General features: G+C 59.6%; 14 protein-coding genes. 7 read left to right on the top strand and 7 right to left on the bottom strand.

The features are described from left to right. Positions 1-95: 95 nt before the first annotated feature. On the bottom strand, positions 96-1,205 hold the full coding sequence (locus tag GPK94_RS12340; RefSeq protein ID WP_215655953.1) for a PTS sugar transporter subunit IIC: 1,110 nt from the start codon (positions 1,203-1,205) through the stop codon (positions 96-98). A 442-nt stretch (positions 1,206-1,647) separates the two neighbouring features. On the opposite strand from GPK94_RS12340, the gene GPK94_RS12335 reads away from it, so the two are divergent. Together GPK94_RS12335 and gdhA are read left to right on the top strand one after the other, a co-directional pair. After that, positions 1,648-2,544, top strand: coding sequence for a LysR family transcriptional regulator (locus GPK94_RS12335; protein ID WP_215655952.1), 897 nt, complete (start codon positions 1,648-1,650; stop codon positions 2,542-2,544). A gap of 294 nt (positions 2,545-2,838) precedes the next feature. After that, complete coding sequence (gene gdhA, locus GPK94_RS12330; RefSeq protein ID WP_193538306.1) at positions 2,839-4,176, top strand: NADP-specific glutamate dehydrogenase; 1,338 nt, start codon at positions 2,839-2,841, stop codon at positions 4,174-4,176. 514 nt (positions 4,177-4,690) lie between these two features. On the opposite strand, the gene GPK94_RS12325 is transcribed toward gdhA, so the two are convergent. From GPK94_RS12325 to GPK94_RS12305, 5 genes are all read right to left on the bottom strand, one after another. After that, complete coding sequence (locus GPK94_RS12325; protein WP_215655951.1) at positions 4,691-5,539, bottom strand: carboxypeptidase-like regulatory domain-containing protein; 849 nt, start codon at positions 5,537-5,539, stop codon at positions 4,691-4,693. A 227-nt stretch (positions 5,540-5,766) separates the two neighbouring features. Continuing rightward, positions 5,767-7,464 carry a [FeFe] hydrogenase, group A gene (locus GPK94_RS12320; protein ID WP_195279489.1) on the bottom strand — a complete coding sequence of 566 codons (1,698 nt, stop codon included), beginning with the start codon at positions 7,462-7,464 and terminating at the stop codon, positions 5,767-5,769. 11 nt (positions 7,465-7,475) lie between these two features. Next, positions 7,476-9,368 (bottom strand): NADH-quinone oxidoreductase subunit NuoF, encoded by a 1,893-nt coding sequence (locus GPK94_RS12315; protein WP_215655950.1) that lies wholly within the window; start codon positions 9,366-9,368, stop codon positions 7,476-7,478. After that, positions 9,352-9,846 carry an NAD(P)H-dependent oxidoreductase subunit E gene (locus GPK94_RS12310; protein ID WP_101691590.1) on the bottom strand — a complete coding sequence of 165 codons (495 nt, stop codon included), beginning with the start codon at positions 9,844-9,846 and terminating at the stop codon, positions 9,352-9,354. Before GPK94_RS12310 ends, GPK94_RS12315 begins: the two co-directional genes overlap by 17 nt. A gap of 322 nt (positions 9,847-10,168) precedes the next feature. Then, the gene (locus GPK94_RS12305) at positions 10,169-11,329 is read right to left on the bottom strand and encodes a PatB family C-S lyase (protein WP_215655949.1); all 1,161 of its coding nucleotides are present in this window, start codon (positions 11,327-11,329) and stop codon (positions 10,169-10,171) included. 325 nt (positions 11,330-11,654) lie between these two features. Between GPK94_RS12305 and GPK94_RS12300 the strand changes: the two genes are divergently transcribed. The 5 genes from GPK94_RS12300 to GPK94_RS12280 are packed head-to-tail and all read left to right on the top strand — an operon-like array spanning position 11,655 to position 17,897. Next, positions 11,655-12,278: a TetR/AcrR family transcriptional regulator gene (locus tag GPK94_RS12300; RefSeq protein WP_101691463.1), complete on the top strand. Its 624-nt coding sequence runs from the start codon at positions 11,655-11,657 to the stop codon at positions 12,276-12,278. Between the two features lie 24 nt (positions 12,279-12,302). Continuing rightward, positions 12,303-13,982, top strand: a complete 1,680-nt coding sequence (locus GPK94_RS12295) for an HlyD family efflux transporter periplasmic adaptor subunit (RefSeq protein WP_215655948.1) — start codon at positions 12,303-12,305, stop codon at positions 13,980-13,982. 3 nt (positions 13,983-13,985) lie between these two features. After that, complete coding sequence (locus GPK94_RS12290) at positions 13,986-14,762, top strand: ABC transporter ATP-binding protein (RefSeq protein WP_101691465.1); 777 nt, start codon at positions 13,986-13,988, stop codon at positions 14,760-14,762. Beyond that, positions 14,759-15,982, top strand: a complete 1,224-nt coding sequence (locus GPK94_RS12285) for an ABC transporter permease (protein WP_193538294.1) — start codon at positions 14,759-14,761, stop codon at positions 15,980-15,982. Before GPK94_RS12290 ends, GPK94_RS12285 begins: the two co-directional genes overlap by 4 nt. A 37-nt stretch (positions 15,983-16,019) precedes the next feature. Beyond that, complete coding sequence (locus tag GPK94_RS12280; protein ID WP_215655947.1) at positions 16,020-17,897, top strand: S-layer homology domain-containing protein; 1,878 nt, start codon at positions 16,020-16,022, stop codon at positions 17,895-17,897. Positions 17,898-17,972: 75 nt separating this feature from the next. On the opposite strand, the gene GPK94_RS12275 is transcribed toward GPK94_RS12280, so the two are convergent. Then, the gene (locus GPK94_RS12275) at positions 17,973-19,082 is read right to left on the bottom strand and encodes a PepSY domain-containing protein (protein ID WP_215655946.1); all 1,110 of its coding nucleotides are present in this window, start codon (positions 19,080-19,082) and stop codon (positions 17,973-17,975) included. Positions 19,083-19,084 lie beyond the last annotated feature (2 nt).

The following is a 19,084-nucleotide window of genomic DNA, read 5'->3' as shown; positions in this document are numbered from 1 at the left end:
GCCGGAAGGAACCGGGGCATCCATTTTTCAACGGAAGCCCCGGCGCCAGCGTTTGAAACTAAGTCCGGGTCCTGTCCTTGTACCCTTCGTCTCTCTTATACCAGTTTGTAGTCGCCAAACTCAATCCAGCCCTTCTTGCGCATGAATTCCGAGATGACCCAGGAGAGAATGGCGGGCAGGACGAAGCAGATCAGGATCATGCCGATCCAATCCATCGCGCCGGGAGTGAGGGCGACCTCGCCCATCTTCACGGCAGCCTCAGAGGGATTCAGCCAGCCGGTCACCACACCGATGGGGCCCACGATACCGGAGGTGCCCATACCGGAGGAGATGGGCGCGCCGTTCATACGCAGGCTGAACAGGCAGGTGGCAATGGGGCCGGTGATGGCGGCGGTCAGCGTGGGGGGAATCCAGAGGATGGGCTTCTTCAGCAGGTTGGGAACCAGCAGCATCGAGGTGCCCAGGCCGATGGAGGCCAGACCGTTGAGCTTGTTCTCACGGTAGGAGCAGACTGCAAAGCCAACCATCTGAGCACAGCAGCCGGCAACCGCCGCGCCTCCGGCCAGGCCTACCAGACCCAGGCCGGCGCAGATGGCCGCAGAGCTGATGGGAAGGGTCAGAATGATACCCACAATGACCGACACCAGGATACCCATCAGGAAGGGCTGCTGGTTGGTGGCCCACATGATGATGGTGCCCAGCCACACGGCAAAGGAGCCGATGGGCGGTGCAATCAGATTGGCAACCAGAACACCCACACAGATGGTGACGGTGGGGGTGATGATCAGGTCGATCGGTGTGCGCTTGGAGACCAGCTTACCGGCCAGGATGGCTATCAAGCTGACGAAATACACCGCCAGCGGTCCGCCGGCCGCGCCCAGCTTATTGGCCACCAGGCCAACGGTCGCCAGGGAATAGAGGACATAGGGATCGGCCTTCATGGCGTAAGCGATGGCCATCGCCATGGCTGCACCCTGGATCTCCTTGGTGTAGGCCGATACCTCCGCCAGGAAGGTTCCGACCGCTCCAGGGGTGAACTGACCGATCGTACCCAGGATGGTACCGATCAGCAGCGAGGCGAACAGACCGTGCGCCATGCCGCCCAGGCCCTGGATGAAGATGCGGTTGAACGAGAACTCGATGTTCTGTTCCTTCATGTACTTGCGGAATCCTGTCAGTTCTTGCTTGTTTGCTTGCTCAGACATAGACGTTCCTCCCTCTCTGAAACTTACACTCAACTGTGCTTTTTTTGGGGGTGGGGAATGCGATGCCGGCTTCTGGCGCCTTCCAATTGCCAGCGTTTATACCACGTTCCACACGGGGAACGCAATATACTCAACAGACGTAAGGGCCCCTGCGGACCCCTGCTTTCCTTTTCCATATCAAATGCTTTTGCGCTCTCTTGAACCAACGAAAATTATATATTATAATTTATATGACACAAAGCCGTTGATATGTCTACATTTTTTCTTTTCTGTTCTTTTTACTTTTACATATTGACTAATTTTGTTCTTTCTTTTATGCTGAAATTATATCATTTCACCTCTCTCTTTTCAAATACTTTTACAATCTGCAACTTTGTTCATATATATTTTAAATATATAATTCGCTCCTAAAACGTCAAAAAGAACGGAGGTATTTTGTGCAATGACTCTAAAACAGCTGGAATACTTTCTGGAGATCACTCGAATGGGCAGCGTGACCAAAGCAGCACAGAATCTAAATATCACTCAGCCTCCCCTAAGTCTCCAGTTAAAATCCCTGGAGGAGGAGCTGGGTACCCCGCTCTTTATCCGCAATAAGCGCCATCTGGAAATCACGTCGGAAGGACGCCTGCTGCGGGAGCGGGCGGAGGCCATCCTCGCCCTTCTGGAGGAGACGGCCCACGATATTCAGGTCGCCGCGCAAAACAAAGAGTCCGTGATCCGGATCGGGTCCATCGGCTCGGTCAACAATCGTCTGCTTCCTCAGATCATAGCGCGCTTCTGCCGCGAATATCCTTATGTACACTTCCAGGTGCGTGAAGGCCGCACCGACACGGTGCTCCGGGATCTGGAGGGCGGAAATGTGGACTTTGGCTTTGTCCGTGAGCCCTTCAATGTGGCGGGCTTTCGTTCCCTCCCCATTCAGGACCCGGTTCTGAGCCCGGGGGAAAACGACTACTTTGTGGCCATCGCCCTGCCTCAATTCTTTGATTTCTACTACGAGGGGGGGCATCTGGCCTCCACTCCTCTGGAGGCCCTCCAGGGAAAGCCCCTGGTGATCCATCAACGCTACCGGGAAATGCTGCTTAGCGCCTGCCGCAAGCGGGGCTTCAGTCCCCACATCATCTGTGAAAACGGCGAGATCCAGTCCTCCCTCAGCTGGGCCAGCGCCGGGATCGGCATCGCCATCGCCCCCTACACCTCCGCCGCGATCAACAGTGACCCCAATCTGGTCATTCGCCGGCTGGAATCCTTCTCCCTCTGCCCCCGTGTCTGTCTGATCTGGGACCCGCTGGTCAATCTCTCTCCCGAGGCGATGGCCTTTATGGCTATGATCTGACAACTCATCCGTCATCTGATGTCATTTTTGCAAGTATTAATTCATACTCATGCAAATTTTATCTCTTTTTTTGAAAAATCTATTGACAGCACCCCTACTTCTGGTTTTATAATAGGCCATGCTTTCAGTTGGAGTATAAGTCAGTTTTGGATGCGAGGCCCGTTCCGCGCTCCATTCCGCCGATTGCAACGTATCTCTCAATACCTTGCAGTTTGATTCCGAGTGAATGCAGCCGAGCCGCCGCAATACCCCTAATCGCGGGGACTGCGCAACCAAAACAGGAGGTCTTTTGTTATGGAGTATGTTGATCAGGTACTAGCCGCCGTCAAAGAAAAGAACGCCTATGAGCCGGAGTTCCTTCAGACCGCTACCGAGGTTCTGGGTTCTCTGCGCCGTGTGGTGGAGCAGCACCCCGAATACCGCGACGCCAAGCTGCTGGAGCGCCTGGTGGAGCCTGAGCGCATCATCACCTTCCGGGTACCCTGGGTCGATGACAAGGGCGAATATCAGATCAACCGCGGCTTCCGGGTGCAGTTCAACAGCGCCATTGGTCCCTACAAGGGCGGCCTGCGCTTCCATCCCAGCGTCAACCAGAGCATCATGAAGTTCCTGGGCTTTGAGCAGATCTTCAAGAACTCCCTCACCGGCCTGCCCATCGGCGGCGGCAAGGGCGGCAGTGACTTTGACCCCAAGGGCAAGAGCGATAACGAGGTCATGCGTTTCTGCCAGAGCTTTATGACCGAGCTCTACCGTCACATCGGCCCCGACTGCGATGTGCCCGCCGGCGACATCGGCGTGGGCGGCCGTGAGATCGGCTATCTCTACGGCCAGTACAAGCGTATCACCGGTCAGTACTGCGGTGTGCTCACCGGCAAGGGTCTGACCTACGGCGGTTCTCTGGCCCGGACCGAGGCCACCGGCTTCGGCGTGATCTATCTGGCCAACCAGGTCCTCACCCATCGCGGCAAGAGCCTGGAGGGCAAGAAGGTCATCGTCTCCGGTTCCGGCAACGTGGCCATCTATGCCGCCAAGAAGGCCCAGGAGCTGGGCGCCACGGTCATCGCCATGTGCGACTCCAACGGCTACATCTATGATAAGGACGGCGTGGACATCGCCGTGATTCAGGACCTCAAGGAGGTCCGCCGTGCCCGGATCAAGGAGTATGTCTCCGCCCGCCCCAGCGCCGAGTACCACGAGGGCTTCCGCGGCATCTGGAACATCCCCTGCGACATCGCCTTCCCCTGCGCCACCCAGAACGAGATCGATCTGGACGCCGCCAAGGCGCTCATTCAGAACGGCTGCTGGATGGTCTGTGAGGGCTCCAACATGCCCTCCACGCTGGAGGCCATGGAGGCCTTTGAGCAGGCCGGCATCCTCTTTGTCCCCAGCAAGGCCGCCAATGCCGGCGGCGTGGCCGTCTCCGCGCTCGAGATGAGCCAGAACAGCCTGCGGCTCTCCTGGACCTTCGAGGAAGTGGACCAGCGCCTCCAGGGCATCATGGCCAACATCTACCAGAACATGTCCTCCGCCGCTGCCGAGTATGGCAAGAGCGCCGACGACTTTGTCTCCGGCGCCAACGTGGCCGCCTTCCTCAAGGTGTCCAACGCCATGATGGCCCAGGGTCTGGTATAACCCTTCGCCGCAATCGGTCTGTAGACATACCGTTTCGAAAGAAGTGCCATATTTTTAAGGTACTTCTCCATACCCTTCCACATATTGAGACGCCGGGGTCCGTTTTGGACCCCGGCGTCTTGTGCTGTACGCCTCTATCCCATACCCCACTCCAGGCCGGGACAGCGTTCCATATTCCATTCATAAGAAGCGGCATCCTTTGAGGCACGCAGAACCAGTCCCTGCCCCGGGGCAAGCCGCAGAAAAAACCAAGCCCCATGACCTCTCTCCCACAGGCGAAGCACATAGGCGCCCGCCCGCAGATGGTCAAATACCGCCATCCCATTGCTCTGGGGTTCGTGGCTGGAGTACGTGCAGCTCCCACAGCGCTGGAGGGTAATCTGAAGGGATCCGGCCGCTCCCAGCGGCGCACTCACCCGCAGCCAGCTTTGCTTCGGCGTAGGCCGAAGGCATCCGTCCTCCGACCGTTCCTCTTCCCCACACAGACAAAAAGAATGTCCTGTCCAGCTCCAGGTTACTGGCTCTTTTTCGCTTTTACCATATACTGCCCGCTGCCAACGCCGCCAAAGAGATACTTCCCCTCTGTATTCGTCTTGGTCGTGGCAACGAGCCGCTCTTCCCCGGCACTTACCGCAAACAGCCCCACAAAGCACCCGGCCACCGCGTTTCCGCTTTGATCCCGGATCACCCCGCTTACCGTGCCGTTATAGGTGCGGGTATCCACCACCATGGTCATGATGATGTTGGCAATAGATCCTCCGGTAATGGTCGCGATCATCGGGGCAGAGGGAAGATAGCCGTCGGCCGTGGCCAGCAGCGTATACACGCCGTCCGCCACGTCATAGAAGGCAAACTCCCCGTCCTTTGCCGTGTAGGTGGAGGCAATCGCCGTATCCCCGCTGTTTTTCAGCGTGACCTTTGCCCCGCTCAGCGGGACGGCCATACTCCCCTCCATCACCTGGACCACACCCGCAATGGCGCCCAGCGCCAGCGTGGCATCCAGCGCACAGATCAGTGCGACTTCCGTGGTGTCTCCCACGGCAAGCGTTACCCCGGCTGCGGGACTGAGGCGGTAGCCCTGCGTGACCGCCGCCACCGTGTAGGTCCCCGCGGGAATCCCGTCCATCGTGTACTCACCGTTGTCGTCGGTCATGGTGTGCTTGAAGGGAACCCCTTTATCATCAAAGATCTTTACCGTAGCACCGGGGATGGGCACCGTCCCGTCAGTTACCTGGCCGTAGAGGGTGGCAAAGGAACCGGCCGCGGGGGACAGACTCAGATTGATGTCCGCCTCCTGCATTCCCTCCACGGCAAAGGGCTGACTATATTGCAATCCCAGCAGATCCTGCTTGATTTCGGGCATAAACGTGACCTCCTGAAGAAAATCAGGCATACAGATGCCTGCGGTGCCCGATCTGGCGGGCACCCATGTTCAGGGTATGCTCCTCCCTTTCCCGGTGTTCCTGTCCGCCCCAGAGAGAAAAAACATGGTGCGCCGAACGGCGCACCATGTCAAAGAATGAATTCGCAGAGCGTTTTCTGCAGCACACAGAGTTATCCACAAAATGGTAGAATACGGTTCACCCAGCCTCAGTTCTGTCCCCGGTGGACGTGGAGCATCTGGTGGACGCGATTTTTGAGGATATCGTCGTAAAGGGAGCGGATCAGGGGATTTTCCTCACTGCGCTTCATCACCGAGGCCTTGTCCGCCTTGTAGAGTCCCTGGGAGCGCAGGTCCACCTGGCCCCGGTGTCCAAAGGGCTGACCGGCACCGGCCACACAGCCGCCGGGGCAGGCCATGACCTCCACGAAGTCAAAATGCTCCTCCCCTGCCTCGATCCGCTCGATGAGCTGGTCGGCATTGCCCAGTCCGCTGACCACGGCAATGCGCAGCGTCCGCTCGCCATAGGGGACCTCACAGGTCTTGACGCCCTGCATGCCGCGCACGCCTGCGTACTCAAATTCCCGCAGGGCACGGGGGCTCTTGTCCTCGGAGAGACGGCGCAGAGCCGCCTCAGTCACACCGCCGGTGGCGCCGAAGATGACGCCGGCTCCGGAGGAGAGGAAGAAGGGCATATCAGGAGCCTCAATGTCCAGCTCGTCAAATTCGATGCCCGCCTCTTCGATCATCTGCACCAGCTCGGTGGTGGTGAGGACATAATCCACGTCGGGGCGTCCATCCCGGATGTACTCCTCCCGGGCCGCCTCCGCCTTTTTGGCGGTACAGGGCATGATGGCCACCGAGACCGTCTTTTTCCCGTCCCGCTCATCCTCCAGGCGGTAGTGCTCCCGGAGGACCGCACCGAACATCTCCATGGGAGACTTACAGGTGGAGAGATGGGGAACCAGCTCCGGATGGGCCGTCTCGGCATACCGGACCCAGGCCGGGCAGCAGGAGGTAAAGAGCGGATACTCCTTTTCCCCCTCCTCCAGGCGCTTTTTGAGTTCACCAGCCTCTTCCATAATGGTCAGATCGGCGCCTACGGCGGTATCAAAGACCTGGTCGAAGCCCATGCGGTGGAGGGCTGCGATGATCCGGCCCATCACATCCACTCCGGCGCCCAGCCGGAACTCCTCGCCCAGCGCCACACGGACGGCGGGGGCGATCTGGACTACGGTGCGCACACCGGGATCGTGAATGGCGCTCCACACCCCGTCGGCGCTGCTCTTGACGGTGATCGCGCCGGTGGGGCAGACCGCGGCGCACTGACCGCAGTCCACGCAGTTGGTCTCGGCCAGCGGGCGCTCAAAGGCGGTGGAGACCGTCATCCGGGCACCCCGGTGGGCAAAATCAATGGCGCCCACATGCTGGGTCTCGTTGCACATCCGGACACAGTCGCCGCACAGGATGCACTTGGAGGGGTCCCGCACAATGGCCCGGGAGGAGTTGTCCAGAGGCTTCTGCTCCTCCAGGGGACGGAACCGGATGTCCCGCAGACCAAAGCGGCGGGCCAGCTTCTGAAGGCTGCACTTGCCGCTCTTTTCACACAGGGTGCAGTCCCGGCAGTGGGCGGAGAGCAGCAGCTCCAGGATCATGCGGCGGTGCTTGTAGAGCTTAGGGGTATGGGTGCGGATGCTCATACCCTGCTTGGGCGGGGTGGAGCAGGCGGCCACCATGCCGCCCCGCTCGTCCTCCACCATGCACATCCGGCACGCGCCGTAGATGGAGAGGTCGGAATAATAGCAGAAGGTGGGCAGCTCGATTCCCGCCTTGCGCACCAGAGTGAGAATATTGGGTTCCTGGTCAAATTCCACCCGGATCCCGTCAATAAACATATACTTAGACATCTGCATCCTCCTCAACCCCGGGATATGGCATGGAAGCTGCAGTTTTCCATGCACGCGCCGCACTTGATACACTTGCTCTGGTCGATGACATGGGGCTTCTTCACCGTACCGGAGATGGCGCCCACCGGGCAGTTGCGGCTGCACTTGGTACAGCCCTTACACAGCTCCGGGTCGATCGTGTAGGAGAGCAGCGCCTTGCACTGACCGGCCGGGCAGGTATGATCCACCACATGGGCCATGTACTCGTCCCGGAAGTATTTGAGCGTACTCACCACCGGGCCGGCCGCCGTCTTGCCCAGACCGCACAGGGCGGTGGCAGAGATGGTATCCACCAGCTGTTCCAGCAGATGGATGTGCTCCTCCGTGCCTCTTCCCTCCACAATGTCGTTGAGCAGCTCCAGCATCCGCTTGGTGCCCTCACGGCAGGGGACGCACTTACCGCAGGATTCGTTCTGGGTAAAGTTCATAAAGAAGCGGGCCACTTCCACCATGCAGCTCTTGTCGTTCATGACCACCAGGCCGCCGGAGCCGATCATGGCGCCCACCTTTTTCAGGGAGTCAAAGTCCAGAGGCATATCCAGGTGCTCTTCCGCGCTGTTGAAGCACAGGCAGCCGCCGGAGGGGCCGCCGATCTGCACCGCCTTGAAGTTGCCGTCCTTCACGCCGCCGCCGATATCAAAGATGATCTGGCGCAGGGTGGTGCCCATGGGGACCTCGATGAGTCCGGTGTTGCACACATTTCCGGTCAGGGCAAAGGCCTTGGTGCCGTGGTTCTTCTCCGGTCCAATGGTCTGATACCAGGCAGCGCCCCGGTTGAGGATGGGGGGAACGTTGCAGAAGGTCTCTACATTGTTGAGGACAGTGGGCTTTTCAAAGAGTCCCTTCTCCACCGTGCGGGGAGGCTTGACTCGGGGCATGCCGCGCTTGCCCTCAATGGACGCGGTCAGGGCACTGCCCTCGCCGCAGACAAAGGCGCCCGCGCCCTGGCTGATCTTCAGGTCAAAGGAGAAATCCGAGCCCAGGATGTGCTCACCCAGCAGGCCCAGCTCCTCCGCCTGGGCAATGGCCTTCTGAAGACGGGCCACCGCCAGAGGATATTCCGCCCGGACATAGATATAGCCGTGGTGCGCTCCGGTGGCAATACCGGCCACGATCATACCCTCAATGACCCGGTGGGGATCGCCCTCCATCATGGAGCGGTCCATGAAGGCGCCCGGGTCGCCCTCGTCGCCGTTGCAGACCACATACTTGATGTCGGACTTCTGCTCCAGCACCTGCCGCCACTTCTTTCCGGTGGGGAAGCCGCCGCCGCCCCGGCCCCGCAGGCTGGACGCACTGATCTCTTCCACGATCTGCTCGGGCGTCATCTCAAAGAGGGCCTTCTCCAGCGCGCAGTAGCCCCCCACGGCGATGTACTCCTGGATGGACTCGGCATTGATGTGTCCGCAGTGCTCCAGCGCCACACGGGTCTGCTGGCGGTAGAAGGGGATGTCATCCTGCCGCGCAAAGGCGTTGCCCTCGGCGTCATGGTAGATCAGCCGGTCGATGACCTCGTCCCGGAGGATGCTCTTCTCCAGGATCTCCTCACAGTCTTCCACCTTGACCTTGATGTACAAAAGACCCATGGGCTCGATGCGCAGCAGCGGGCCGCACTCACAAAAGCCGTGACAGCCGCTCTTCTTCATACCCACGGGATGCTCATGGGGACCATGGTCCAGGGTGACGGTACAGGGGATCTCCCGCTCCTCCATGAGGGTCTTCAGGCGTTCAAACACCTGGAGGGAGCCGCCGGCCACACATCCGGTACCCGCGCAGATGAGCACCTGCTTGCGCTGGCTGCGCAGAAGGCCGGCGCAGCGCTCCCGCAGGGCAATGAGCTGTTTGCGGTTACTGATCCGTTCCATTCTGCTCCTCCTCTCTCAGACGGGCAATGAGGGCCCGGGCCTTGTCCGGCGTCATGGCCGGATGGACCTGATCGTTGACCGTACAGGCCGGTGCCAGTCCGCAGGCCCCCAGGCAGGACACAGTCTCCACGGTGAAGAGCATATCCGGGGTGGTGCGCCGCTCGGCGCTCAGCCCCAGCTCCTCCCGGAAGGCCTCCAGCACCGGGACCGAGTGGCGCACATGGCAGGCCGTGCCGTCACACACCTTGATGACATACTTTCCCTTGGGCTCCAGGGAAAAATTCTCATAGAAGGTCGCTACGCCATATACCCGGGCCTCGCTGAGCTTCAGGCCCCGGGCCACATAGGTGAGGGCCTCCTCGGGTAGATAGTGGTACTCCTGCTGGACCTGCTGGAGTACTCCGATCACCTGATCCTTCCGATATCCATGCGCCTGCAGGATGCGGTCCAGAATCTGCTTATCTTCGGGCTTAATGATCTCCACCTGCTTTCTTCCGTTATCGTCTATCGCTTGTCTTCCTCTCGAATCCAAACGCTAAAGTTCACAAACTTCTCAACTTAAAAGATTGTAGATTATTTTACCAAGAAAGTCAATCGCAGACCGGCCCTATTTGAAAAATTCCACATAATTATGCGTTTTGAACAATTTAATTTCCAAAACGGCGAGTTTAATATTTGTTCTTTGCGCGCATGATAGTCCATCTCTCGCGGACATTTGCTGTTTTTGGTCCTTGCAGCCTCAAAAAAACAGTCCGGGCGGCACAGCCAGAACTGTACCGCCCGGGTCTCAAAGCAATGATTCAACAACCGCCTGTCCGCAGCCGATGCAGACACTCCTCCACGGTAGAGCGGGGACAGGCCAGATTGACACGCACAAAGTCTGCGCCCTCCGGTCCGAAGCTGCTCCCGTCGTTAAACGCCACTTTACACTTCTCTACCAAAAAGCGCTGCCGCTCCTCCGGCGAAAGGCCCAGGCCGGAGCAGTCCACCCAGGCCAGATAGGTCCCCTCCGGAGGCAGCACCCGCAGCTTCGGCAAACTGCGGGCCACCTCGGCGCAAAAATAATCCACATTTCCTTTCAGATAGACCAGCAGCTCATCCAGCCATGCCTCCGAGTCCCGATAGGCACCCACCACCGCCGCCTCCGCAAAGGCGTTGGGCGAGAGGGCGTGATGGCGCTCCGCCACCGAGCGGTATCTCCGCCGCAGTTCCTCATTGGGGATGATGATATTGGAGGCCTGGATCCCCGCCAGATTAAAGGTCTTGCTGGGTGCTGTGCAGAGGATGGTCCTCTGGGCCATTTCGGGCAGCGCATTCCAGAACACGGTATGGGGCTGGAATACCAAATCGCTGTGGATCTCATCGGCAATGACCATCAGATCGTGCCGCAGGCAGAACCGGCCCAGCGCTTCCAGCTCCTCCCGTGTCCAGACCCGGCCCACCGGATTGTGGGGAGAGCAGAGCATCAGCGCCCGGGTCCGGGGAGTGATGCGCCGCTCCATCTCCTCAAAGTCAAAGGTATACCGCCCGTCTGAGCGCTTGAGCGGGCACCGGTTTACCACCCGTCCCCACTCCTCCACCGCCCGGTAGAAGGGGGCATATACCGGCGTGGAGATCATCACCTCGTCCCCCGGCTCCGTCACAGCCTGTACAGCGAAATTCAATGCGGAGACCACACCCGGTGCGAACACGATCCACTCCCGCTTTACCTCGCACTGGTGACGGCGGGCCATCCAGCCGATCACCGCCTCATAGTACGCTTCCGTCAGCACACTGTATCCAAAAATCCCCTGTTCCACCCGCTGCCGGAGTGCCGCGAGGACTCCCGGGGGTGACGGAAAGTCCATGTCGGCAATCCACATGGGCAGGAGATCCGTTCCTCCAAAATTCTTGTCCGCCCGGTCCCATTTGACACTCCCGCTCCCTCTCCGGTCTACTGCCCGGTCAAAGATCGACTGCATAGTACACACTCCGTTTCTCTTGTGAATGTTGGTAAGGCCATTGTAGCCGCATTTTCCCCGTCCGTCAATCATCCTGCCCCGCCCGATATACCTGCCATTTTTTAATAAAATCTTCATCCTTTTTTAGTCGGGACTTAGCTTTTTCTGCGGTATCATACCACTGTCCCTTTTCTCTTGACTTTTCACCGGGTGAAAGGTGTATTCTTGTTCCGGTGAATGTTAAGATTCTTTAAACTCCGCTGCCCTTTGATTGACAGATGTCATACTGTCCTCTATGATGATATATGACAAGTTGTCATATCATGCAGGAAGGAGTGGTCGATGATTGCCCAGCAGCACCTTTTTCCGCCTGCCGCCGGAAAAGCAGGAGAAACTGCTTTGCGCCGCCCGAAAGGAGTTTGCACGGGTCCCTTTTGCCGATGCCTCCATTAACCGGATCATTCAGGAGGCCGACATCTCCCGCGGAAGTTTTTACATGTATTTTCGCGACAAAGGGGAGTTATTTTTTTATCTTCTGGATCTCTATGCCCATCAACTGGAGGCGCCCGCCCTTTCCGCGCTGCGCAGCCGGGGCGGAAACCCCTTTCCCGCCCTGCTGGATCTTTTTGACCAGCTGCAGGCCTATTACCGCCTGCCGCAGCGGGACCGCGCGTTTGAAGAGGTGGTGCGCATCCTGCAGCTCAACCATCCCATGAATCCCGATCTCATTCTCCGCTCCGATCTTCCGGAGCCGCCGCTGCTCCGTCTTCTGGACCAGATCGATCCGACCTGTTTGGATTTGCGGCATGAAGAAGATCTGCGTGAGAGCTTTCATCTGCTGTGCGCCGTCACCGGTTCAGCCATCCTCTCCGGGATTCAGATGGAGGACCCCGCCCCTGCCCGGGCGCGTCTGGTCCGCATTTTTGATATTCTTCAGCGCGGCATGGTCTCCAAACCGGAGCTGCCGTAGCCACTTTAGGAAAAGGAGATACGTATGGAACAAACCCAACTCACCCAGGGCACGGCTGTGGCGGAACCCGCCGCACCCGCCAAAAAGGAACATGCCCCCAAGTTCAAACCGCCCAAGAAAAAGCGCAAATGGGTCAAGCGGCTCATTGTGCTGGTGGTCATCGTGGCCATTGTGGCTTTTCTCTTGAAAAGCTGCATGGGCGGCACACAGATGGCCATGGCCGGCAGCTATCTTCCCGAAACAGTCTCTATGCAGGACCTGACGGTCACCGTGTCGGGTACCGGTACCATCTCCCCCATCCACTCCTATAAAGTAACTACACTGGTCCGGGGCGAGATCCTGGAGGCTCCCTTCGAAGAGGGCGACACCGTCCACAAGGGGGATGTCCTTTTCCGCATCGATGCCAGCGATGTGGAGACCTCCATTGAACAGGCCCGACTGGCCGTTCAGCAGGCCCAGCTTACGTACGACAATCTGAAAAGCAGTGCCAAGGATGCCAAGCTCACCGCAAATGCCAGCGGCATCATCTCCAAGCTCTACGTGGACGAGGGCGACAATGTGACCGCTGGACAGCAGGTGGCCGACATTCTGGACCGCTCCACCATGAAGCTCAAGGTCCCCTTCCACTCCGCGGATGCCGCCGCTCTCTCCCTGGGCCAGAGCGCCACGGTGGTCGTGGACGGCACCGCTCAGCCCATCACCGGCACGGTCACCGACATCTCTCCGCTGGAGGAGGTGGGTACCGGCGGCACCCTGACCCGCACGGTCACCATCTTGGTGACCAACCCCGGCATCATCACCGATTCCTCCACGGGAACCGCCACCGTGGGTACCCTCTCCTGTGCCGCCTCCGGTCCCTTTGAGTACGCCGCCAAAAAGACCGTAGTCGCCAAGACCAGCGGTGAACTGGCCTCTCTCCCCGTCAAAGAGGGGGACTCGGTCACCGACGGTCAGACCATCGGCTCCTTCGATGCCGACTCCATCACCACCCAGATCGAAAATGCCCGTCTGAATGTGGAGAATGCCAAGCTGACCCTGCAAAGTGCCCAGGACAGCCTGGAGAATTACACCATCACCTCCACCATCGACGGCACGGTCATCGAAAAGAATCTGGATGTAGGGGACAACATCGACGGCACCTCCACCACCTCCGGTGGAAATACGGGAACCACCGGTGTCAGCTATCCGGCTGTCATCTATGACCTGAGCGCCCTCACCTTTGACCTGCCCATCGACGAGCTGGATATCAGCAAGATCCAGGTGGGCCAGGAGGTGGAGATCACCTCCGAGGCTCTGGACGGCAAGACCTTTACCGGACGGGTCGACAAAATCAACATCAACGGCACCACCGCCAACGGAGTCACCACCTATCCGGTCACGGTCCAGGTGGATAATCCGGAGGGGCTCTACCCCGGCATGAATGTCTCGGCCAAGATCATCGTGGAGCGCTCGGGCCAGGCCCTGTGCGTTCCCATCGACACCGTGGACCGCGCAGACGGCGGCTCCGTCAAGCTCCCCGGTCCCGATGCCGTGTACGACGAAAACGGCACCATGATCTCCCCCGGCACCATTGAGACCCGAAAAGTCACCCTGGGCCGGAACAACGACGAGTACATCGAGATCCTGGACGGCCTGCAGGAGGGCGATATTGTCCTGAAAAAGAACGAGTCCTCCAGTGCCATGGCAATGATGATGGGAGGCTAAGCCTTGGAACATCTCATCGAACTCAAGGATGTCTATAAAATCTATCAGATGGGTACCGAGACCGTCCACGCACTGGACGGCATCAACCTCACCATCGACGAGGGAGAGTTCGTGGCCATCGTCGGTCAGTCCGGTTCCGGCAAATCCACGGCCATGAATATCATCGGCTGTCTGGATGTGCCCACCTCCGGAACCTATCATCTGGGCGGCGTGGACGTATCGACCATGGACGACGACCAGCAGGCCGAGATCCGCAACAAGATGCTTGGCTTCATCTTTCAGCAGTACAATCTGATCCCCAAGCTCAATGTGCAGGAAAACGTGGAGCTCCCCCTGCTCTACGCCGGCATCCCGGCCGACGAGCGGCATGAGCGGGCCATCCGCTCCCTGGAGCGGGTGGGGCTGGCCGACAAGCGCAAAAACCTCCCCAATCAGCTCTCCGGCGGACAGCAGCAGCGTGTCTCCATCGCCCGGGCTCTGGCGGGGAATCCCTCGGTGATCCTGGCCGACGAGCCCACCGGCGCCCTGGATTCCCGTACCGGCCGGGAGGTCCTGGGGTTTCTCCGCAAGCTCAATGAAGAGGGGGACACGGTGGTCCTCATCACCCACGATAACTCCATCGCAGTCAAGGCAAAGCGCATCGTCCGCCTTCAGGACGGACAGATTATCTATGATGGAGATGCCAGCGATCCCCGCGCGGTCGTCCAGCCCACCCTCTCCGGTGAAGAGGAGGAGGACATCCCCCCCGGTGTGTTCCACAGTGAGGAGGGGCAGGCATGAACATTTCCCAATCCTTCCGTCTGGCGGTCAAATCCCTGGCTACCAGCAAAATGCGGGCCTTGCTCACCATGCTGGGCATTATCATCGGCGTAGCCGCCGTGATCATCATTACCAGCCTGGGTAACGGCATGCAGAACTATATGAATGATCAGTTTGAGAGCATGGGCTCCAACCTGGTCCAGGTCCAGATCTACGGCCGCGGCATGGGCTCTTCCCGTACCATTGAGCCGGAAGACATGTATGCTCTGGCCGAAAAGTATCCCGACTATATCTCCGGCGTCACCCCCTATGTCACCGCCCAGGCCAAGGTGCGCCAGGGCACGGAAGAGTATGAGCGCACCAGCCTCTACGGCGTGGGCGAGTCCTTCCTGGGCGAGCAGGGCTCCACCATGCGCGGTGAGACCCTCGCCACCGGCCGCTTTCTCAAATTCGTGGATGTGGACCGGTTTCAAAACGTCTGTGTGATTGGTGCCTATCTGGCGCAAAACGCCTTCTCCGGCGATCCGCTGGGACAGACCATCTCCATCGGCGGCATGCCCTATACGGTGGTTGGTGTGCTGGACACCGTGGCCGATCTGAGTGAGGGCAGCGGAGACGATATTATCTACATCCCCTATACCAGCGCGCTCCGGCTTAACGGCATGGCGGACGCCAACTTCTATATGTTTACCAGCACCACCCGCGACACCGCCTCCGCGGCCAAGGGCATCATTGAAAACCGCCTCTATCAGACCTTCCAGAGCTCGGACTATTATTTTGTCATGACCTCGGCCGAGATGATGGACGCCATGGACTCCATGGTCAATACCCTCATGATGATTCTGATCCTCATCGCCGCCATTTCTCTGCTGGTGGGCGGCATCGGCATTATGAACATCATGCTGGTCTCGGTCACGGAGCGCACCCGGGAGATCGGCATCCGCAAATCCCTGGGCGCCAAGGGCAAGGACATCCGCAGCCAGTTTATCATTGAAGCGGGTACCACCTCCGCCATCGGCGGGGCCATCGGTATCGTCCTGGGCATTATTATGGCCAACGTCCTGACAAACGTCATCGCGTTTGCCCTCAACACCACCAACAACGGCTTTGTTGCAGTCCCCACCATCGGCGGTATCGCCGTATCCTTTGGCGTCTCGGTGGGCATCGGTATTCTGTTTGGCTACCTCCCCGCCAACAAGGCCGCCCGCCTCAATCCCATCGACGCGCTGCGGTATGAGTAATCCCATACCCTCCCGTCGGAGAAAAAGGAGTTTTTATATGAAAAAACCGCTTCTCGCCGGACTTGTGTCCGCTGCGCTTGTGGCGGGTCTGATGCCCGCCTCCCTGGCCGCCGTCCCCTCTGAGGAGGAGGCGGGCCAGGTCCTCTCCGCCCTGGACATTCTGGTGGGGGATGAAAACGGCGACCTTCACCTGGACCGCTATGTCACCCGGGCGGAGTTTACCAAAATGGTGATCGCCGCCTCTCCCTACCGGGACAGCGCCGGAGAGGCTGCCAGTGTCTCTCCCTATCCCGACGTGCCCCGGACCCACTGGGCCGCCCCCTATGTGCAGGCCGCCGCGTCGGCCGGGTATGTCTCGGGCTATCTGGACGGTACCTTCCACCCCTCCGCCAACATCACCCTGGCCGAGGGCGTGACCATGGTCCTGCCCCTGCTGGGCTACACCACAGAGGACTTTACCGGCGCCTATCCCGCCGGTCAGATGGCCGCCTATCACAATCTGGGCCTGGATGAGGGGGTCACCGCCACCCAAAACAGCCCCATGACCCGGGAAGACGCCCTCTATCTCTTCTACAATCTCATGACTGCCAAGACCAAACAGGGGAGCTACTATCTCAATACGCTGGAGCCCGGCCTCAACCTGGTGGATCAGAACGGCACGCTGGACCGGGTCGCTCTGGTCAACTCGGCCATGGAAGGCCCCGTGGTGGCAGAGGGCAGCTGGACCTCCAAGCTTCCCTTCTCTCTCTCCTCCGTCACCGTGTACCGGGACGGAAAGCTCGCCTCCTCTCAGGCCATCCAGCCTCTGGATGTGGTCTACTGGTCTGACTCCATGAACCAGCTCTGGGCATACAGCAAGAAGGTGACCGGTACGCTGGAGCGGGTCTCTCCCTCTGCTTCCCGTCCCACCTCGGTCACGGTAGCCGGAACTGAGTATCCTCTGGAGAGCAGCGACGCGGTCTACTCCGTCAGTGACCTGGGCCAGTTCCGTACCGGCGATGCCGTTACCCTGCTGCTGGGCCGGGACGGCGGCGTTGCCGCCATCCGTTCCTCCGGCGTTTTGGGAGAATCTTCCGATGTGGTCGGCATGGTCACCGCGGTACAGAACAGCTCCTACGTGGACGAAAACGGCGACTCCTATACCAGCTACTCCATCACTCTAGTCACCACCTCCGGCGCCACCGCTACCTATCCCACCCGGGATAAATACTGGGACGAGGGTGACCTGGTGCGGGTGACCGGAAGCGGAGACTCCATCCAGGTCAAGCGTCTCTCCAGCTCCAGTCTTTCCGGCTCCTTTAATTCCGACGCCACCAAGCTGGGGGACTATACCCTGGCCGACAATGTGGAGATCCTGGATACCTACGACGATACCACCGCCATCCGGGTCTATCCCAACCGTCTGAGCGGCGTGAAGCTCAAGAGCGACGCGGTACGCTTCTACTCCACCAATGAACAGGGCGAGATCGATCGTCTTATCCTGGAAGATGTCACCGGAGATATGCATTCCTACGGCGTACTTACCTCCGCCAAGGAGATCAACGCCGGCATGACCCTGATGGGCAACTACACCCTGGATCTGGCCGGAACCTCCATTCCTCTTGTCACCACCAATACGGTCTACGGCGTACACAAGGGAGCCTGCCAGGTCATCGGCTCCGTTCAGGACCCCGACCGTGTCCGGAACCTGAGCGAGGTCGCGCTGGACTCGGTCTCCTCTACCACCGCCATCTCCTCTGCCAATCAGAAATACCCGGTCTCTGAGCAGGTGGCCGTCTACGAGATCCGCAATGACAGCTATTACTACTCCAGTCTCTCCCGGGTGAACAACGGGGATTATACCCTCACCGGCTACTATGACAAACCGGCCGTTGACGGCGGTCAGATCCGCGTGATTCTGGCCAAGGCAAAATAACCCCTTCTCAAAAACAGACGGAGGCCCCCGGCACGTAATCGTGCCGGGGGCCTCTTTTTCTCTTCCAACAGGCGGTCAGCTCTCCTGTTCATAGGACAGCACCGCTCCGCTCTGTGCGTCAATGTGATATTTATACTCTACGGCGCCGCACTGAAATTCCACCTCATAATAGACTACGCCGTTGTCTTCCTCCCGCTCGCTGCTCCAGTCCGCCACCTGTGCGGCGCTGACGCCCGCATGGGCCAATGCCGCCTCGGCCGCCTGGCGGGCATTGATGGAAGCGCTCTGTCCGTTTCGCTCCATCGCACCGCCCCCGCCGTGCAGCGGCTCCTGCTCACACTGGACCACCTGGCCGGCGGCGTTCACGACACACTCATACGCGGTGTCGGCACTGTGGAATTCCAGCTCATAGTACATTTGCCCATCGTCCCAGTCCTGCTGTTCCTTCTCTATGACGATGTCCGCCTCGCTCAGACCCACATAGGCCAGTGCCGCAGCCCGGGCCTGGGCCATATCAACGGCCGTCGGAGAGGTGCTGGGCGCCGCCGTCACAGCCGTCCCGGGGGAAGATGGCTGCGCAGCGGAGGGCACAGGCTGTGTGGGATCGGGAGAGGGCAGATCCGGATCCATATCATCCCCACTCGGAGCGGGCGGCTGTATTCCGCCGTACTCCTCCCATGCCTCCTGAAGCTCTTCCTGGGCCAGGTCCAGCAGCTCCCGGTTGTAGCGCCAGCTCCCGCCGTCTACCGATACCGGGGTCTCCAGTCCACCGGTCAACAGCCCCTGTTGGGCCAGCGCAGTAAATACGCTCTCCAGCGCGTCTTCCACCTCCGCGCCCTCTAGGGTCATCTGGCCCAGGACTGCGTCATCCGCTATCCCGTCCACCCGGAGGACCCGCTGAAACCGGTTGACTGCCATCTCGATCTCCGGCTCTTCTCCAATCGAGATGATGGCCGCCGTACTCATCCACAGATAAAATGCCCCTGCAAGGAACAGCAGCAGACAGGCCGCCGCAAAAATGGGCCACCGCCTGCGGCGGCGCACCGGCGAGGGGACGATGTGGTCCTCATTCAGCAGCGGAGGGACCTCCTCAGAAGAGACCTGCTCAAACACATCGGGGACGCTTCGGTCCACGGCGCGGCGCAGCAGCTGTTCTACCTCACGGTCGTTCCATTCTCTTCTCATCC

The organism is Pseudoflavonifractor sp. MCC625, assembly GCF_018784545.1.
In the GTDB taxonomy this organism is placed as follows: domain Bacteria; phylum Bacillota; class Clostridia; order Oscillospirales; family Oscillospiraceae; genus Pseudoflavonifractor_A; species Pseudoflavonifractor_A gallinarum.
Note: the sequence above shows the minus strand (reverse complement) of the source record. Positions and strands in the feature narration are given on the sequence as shown.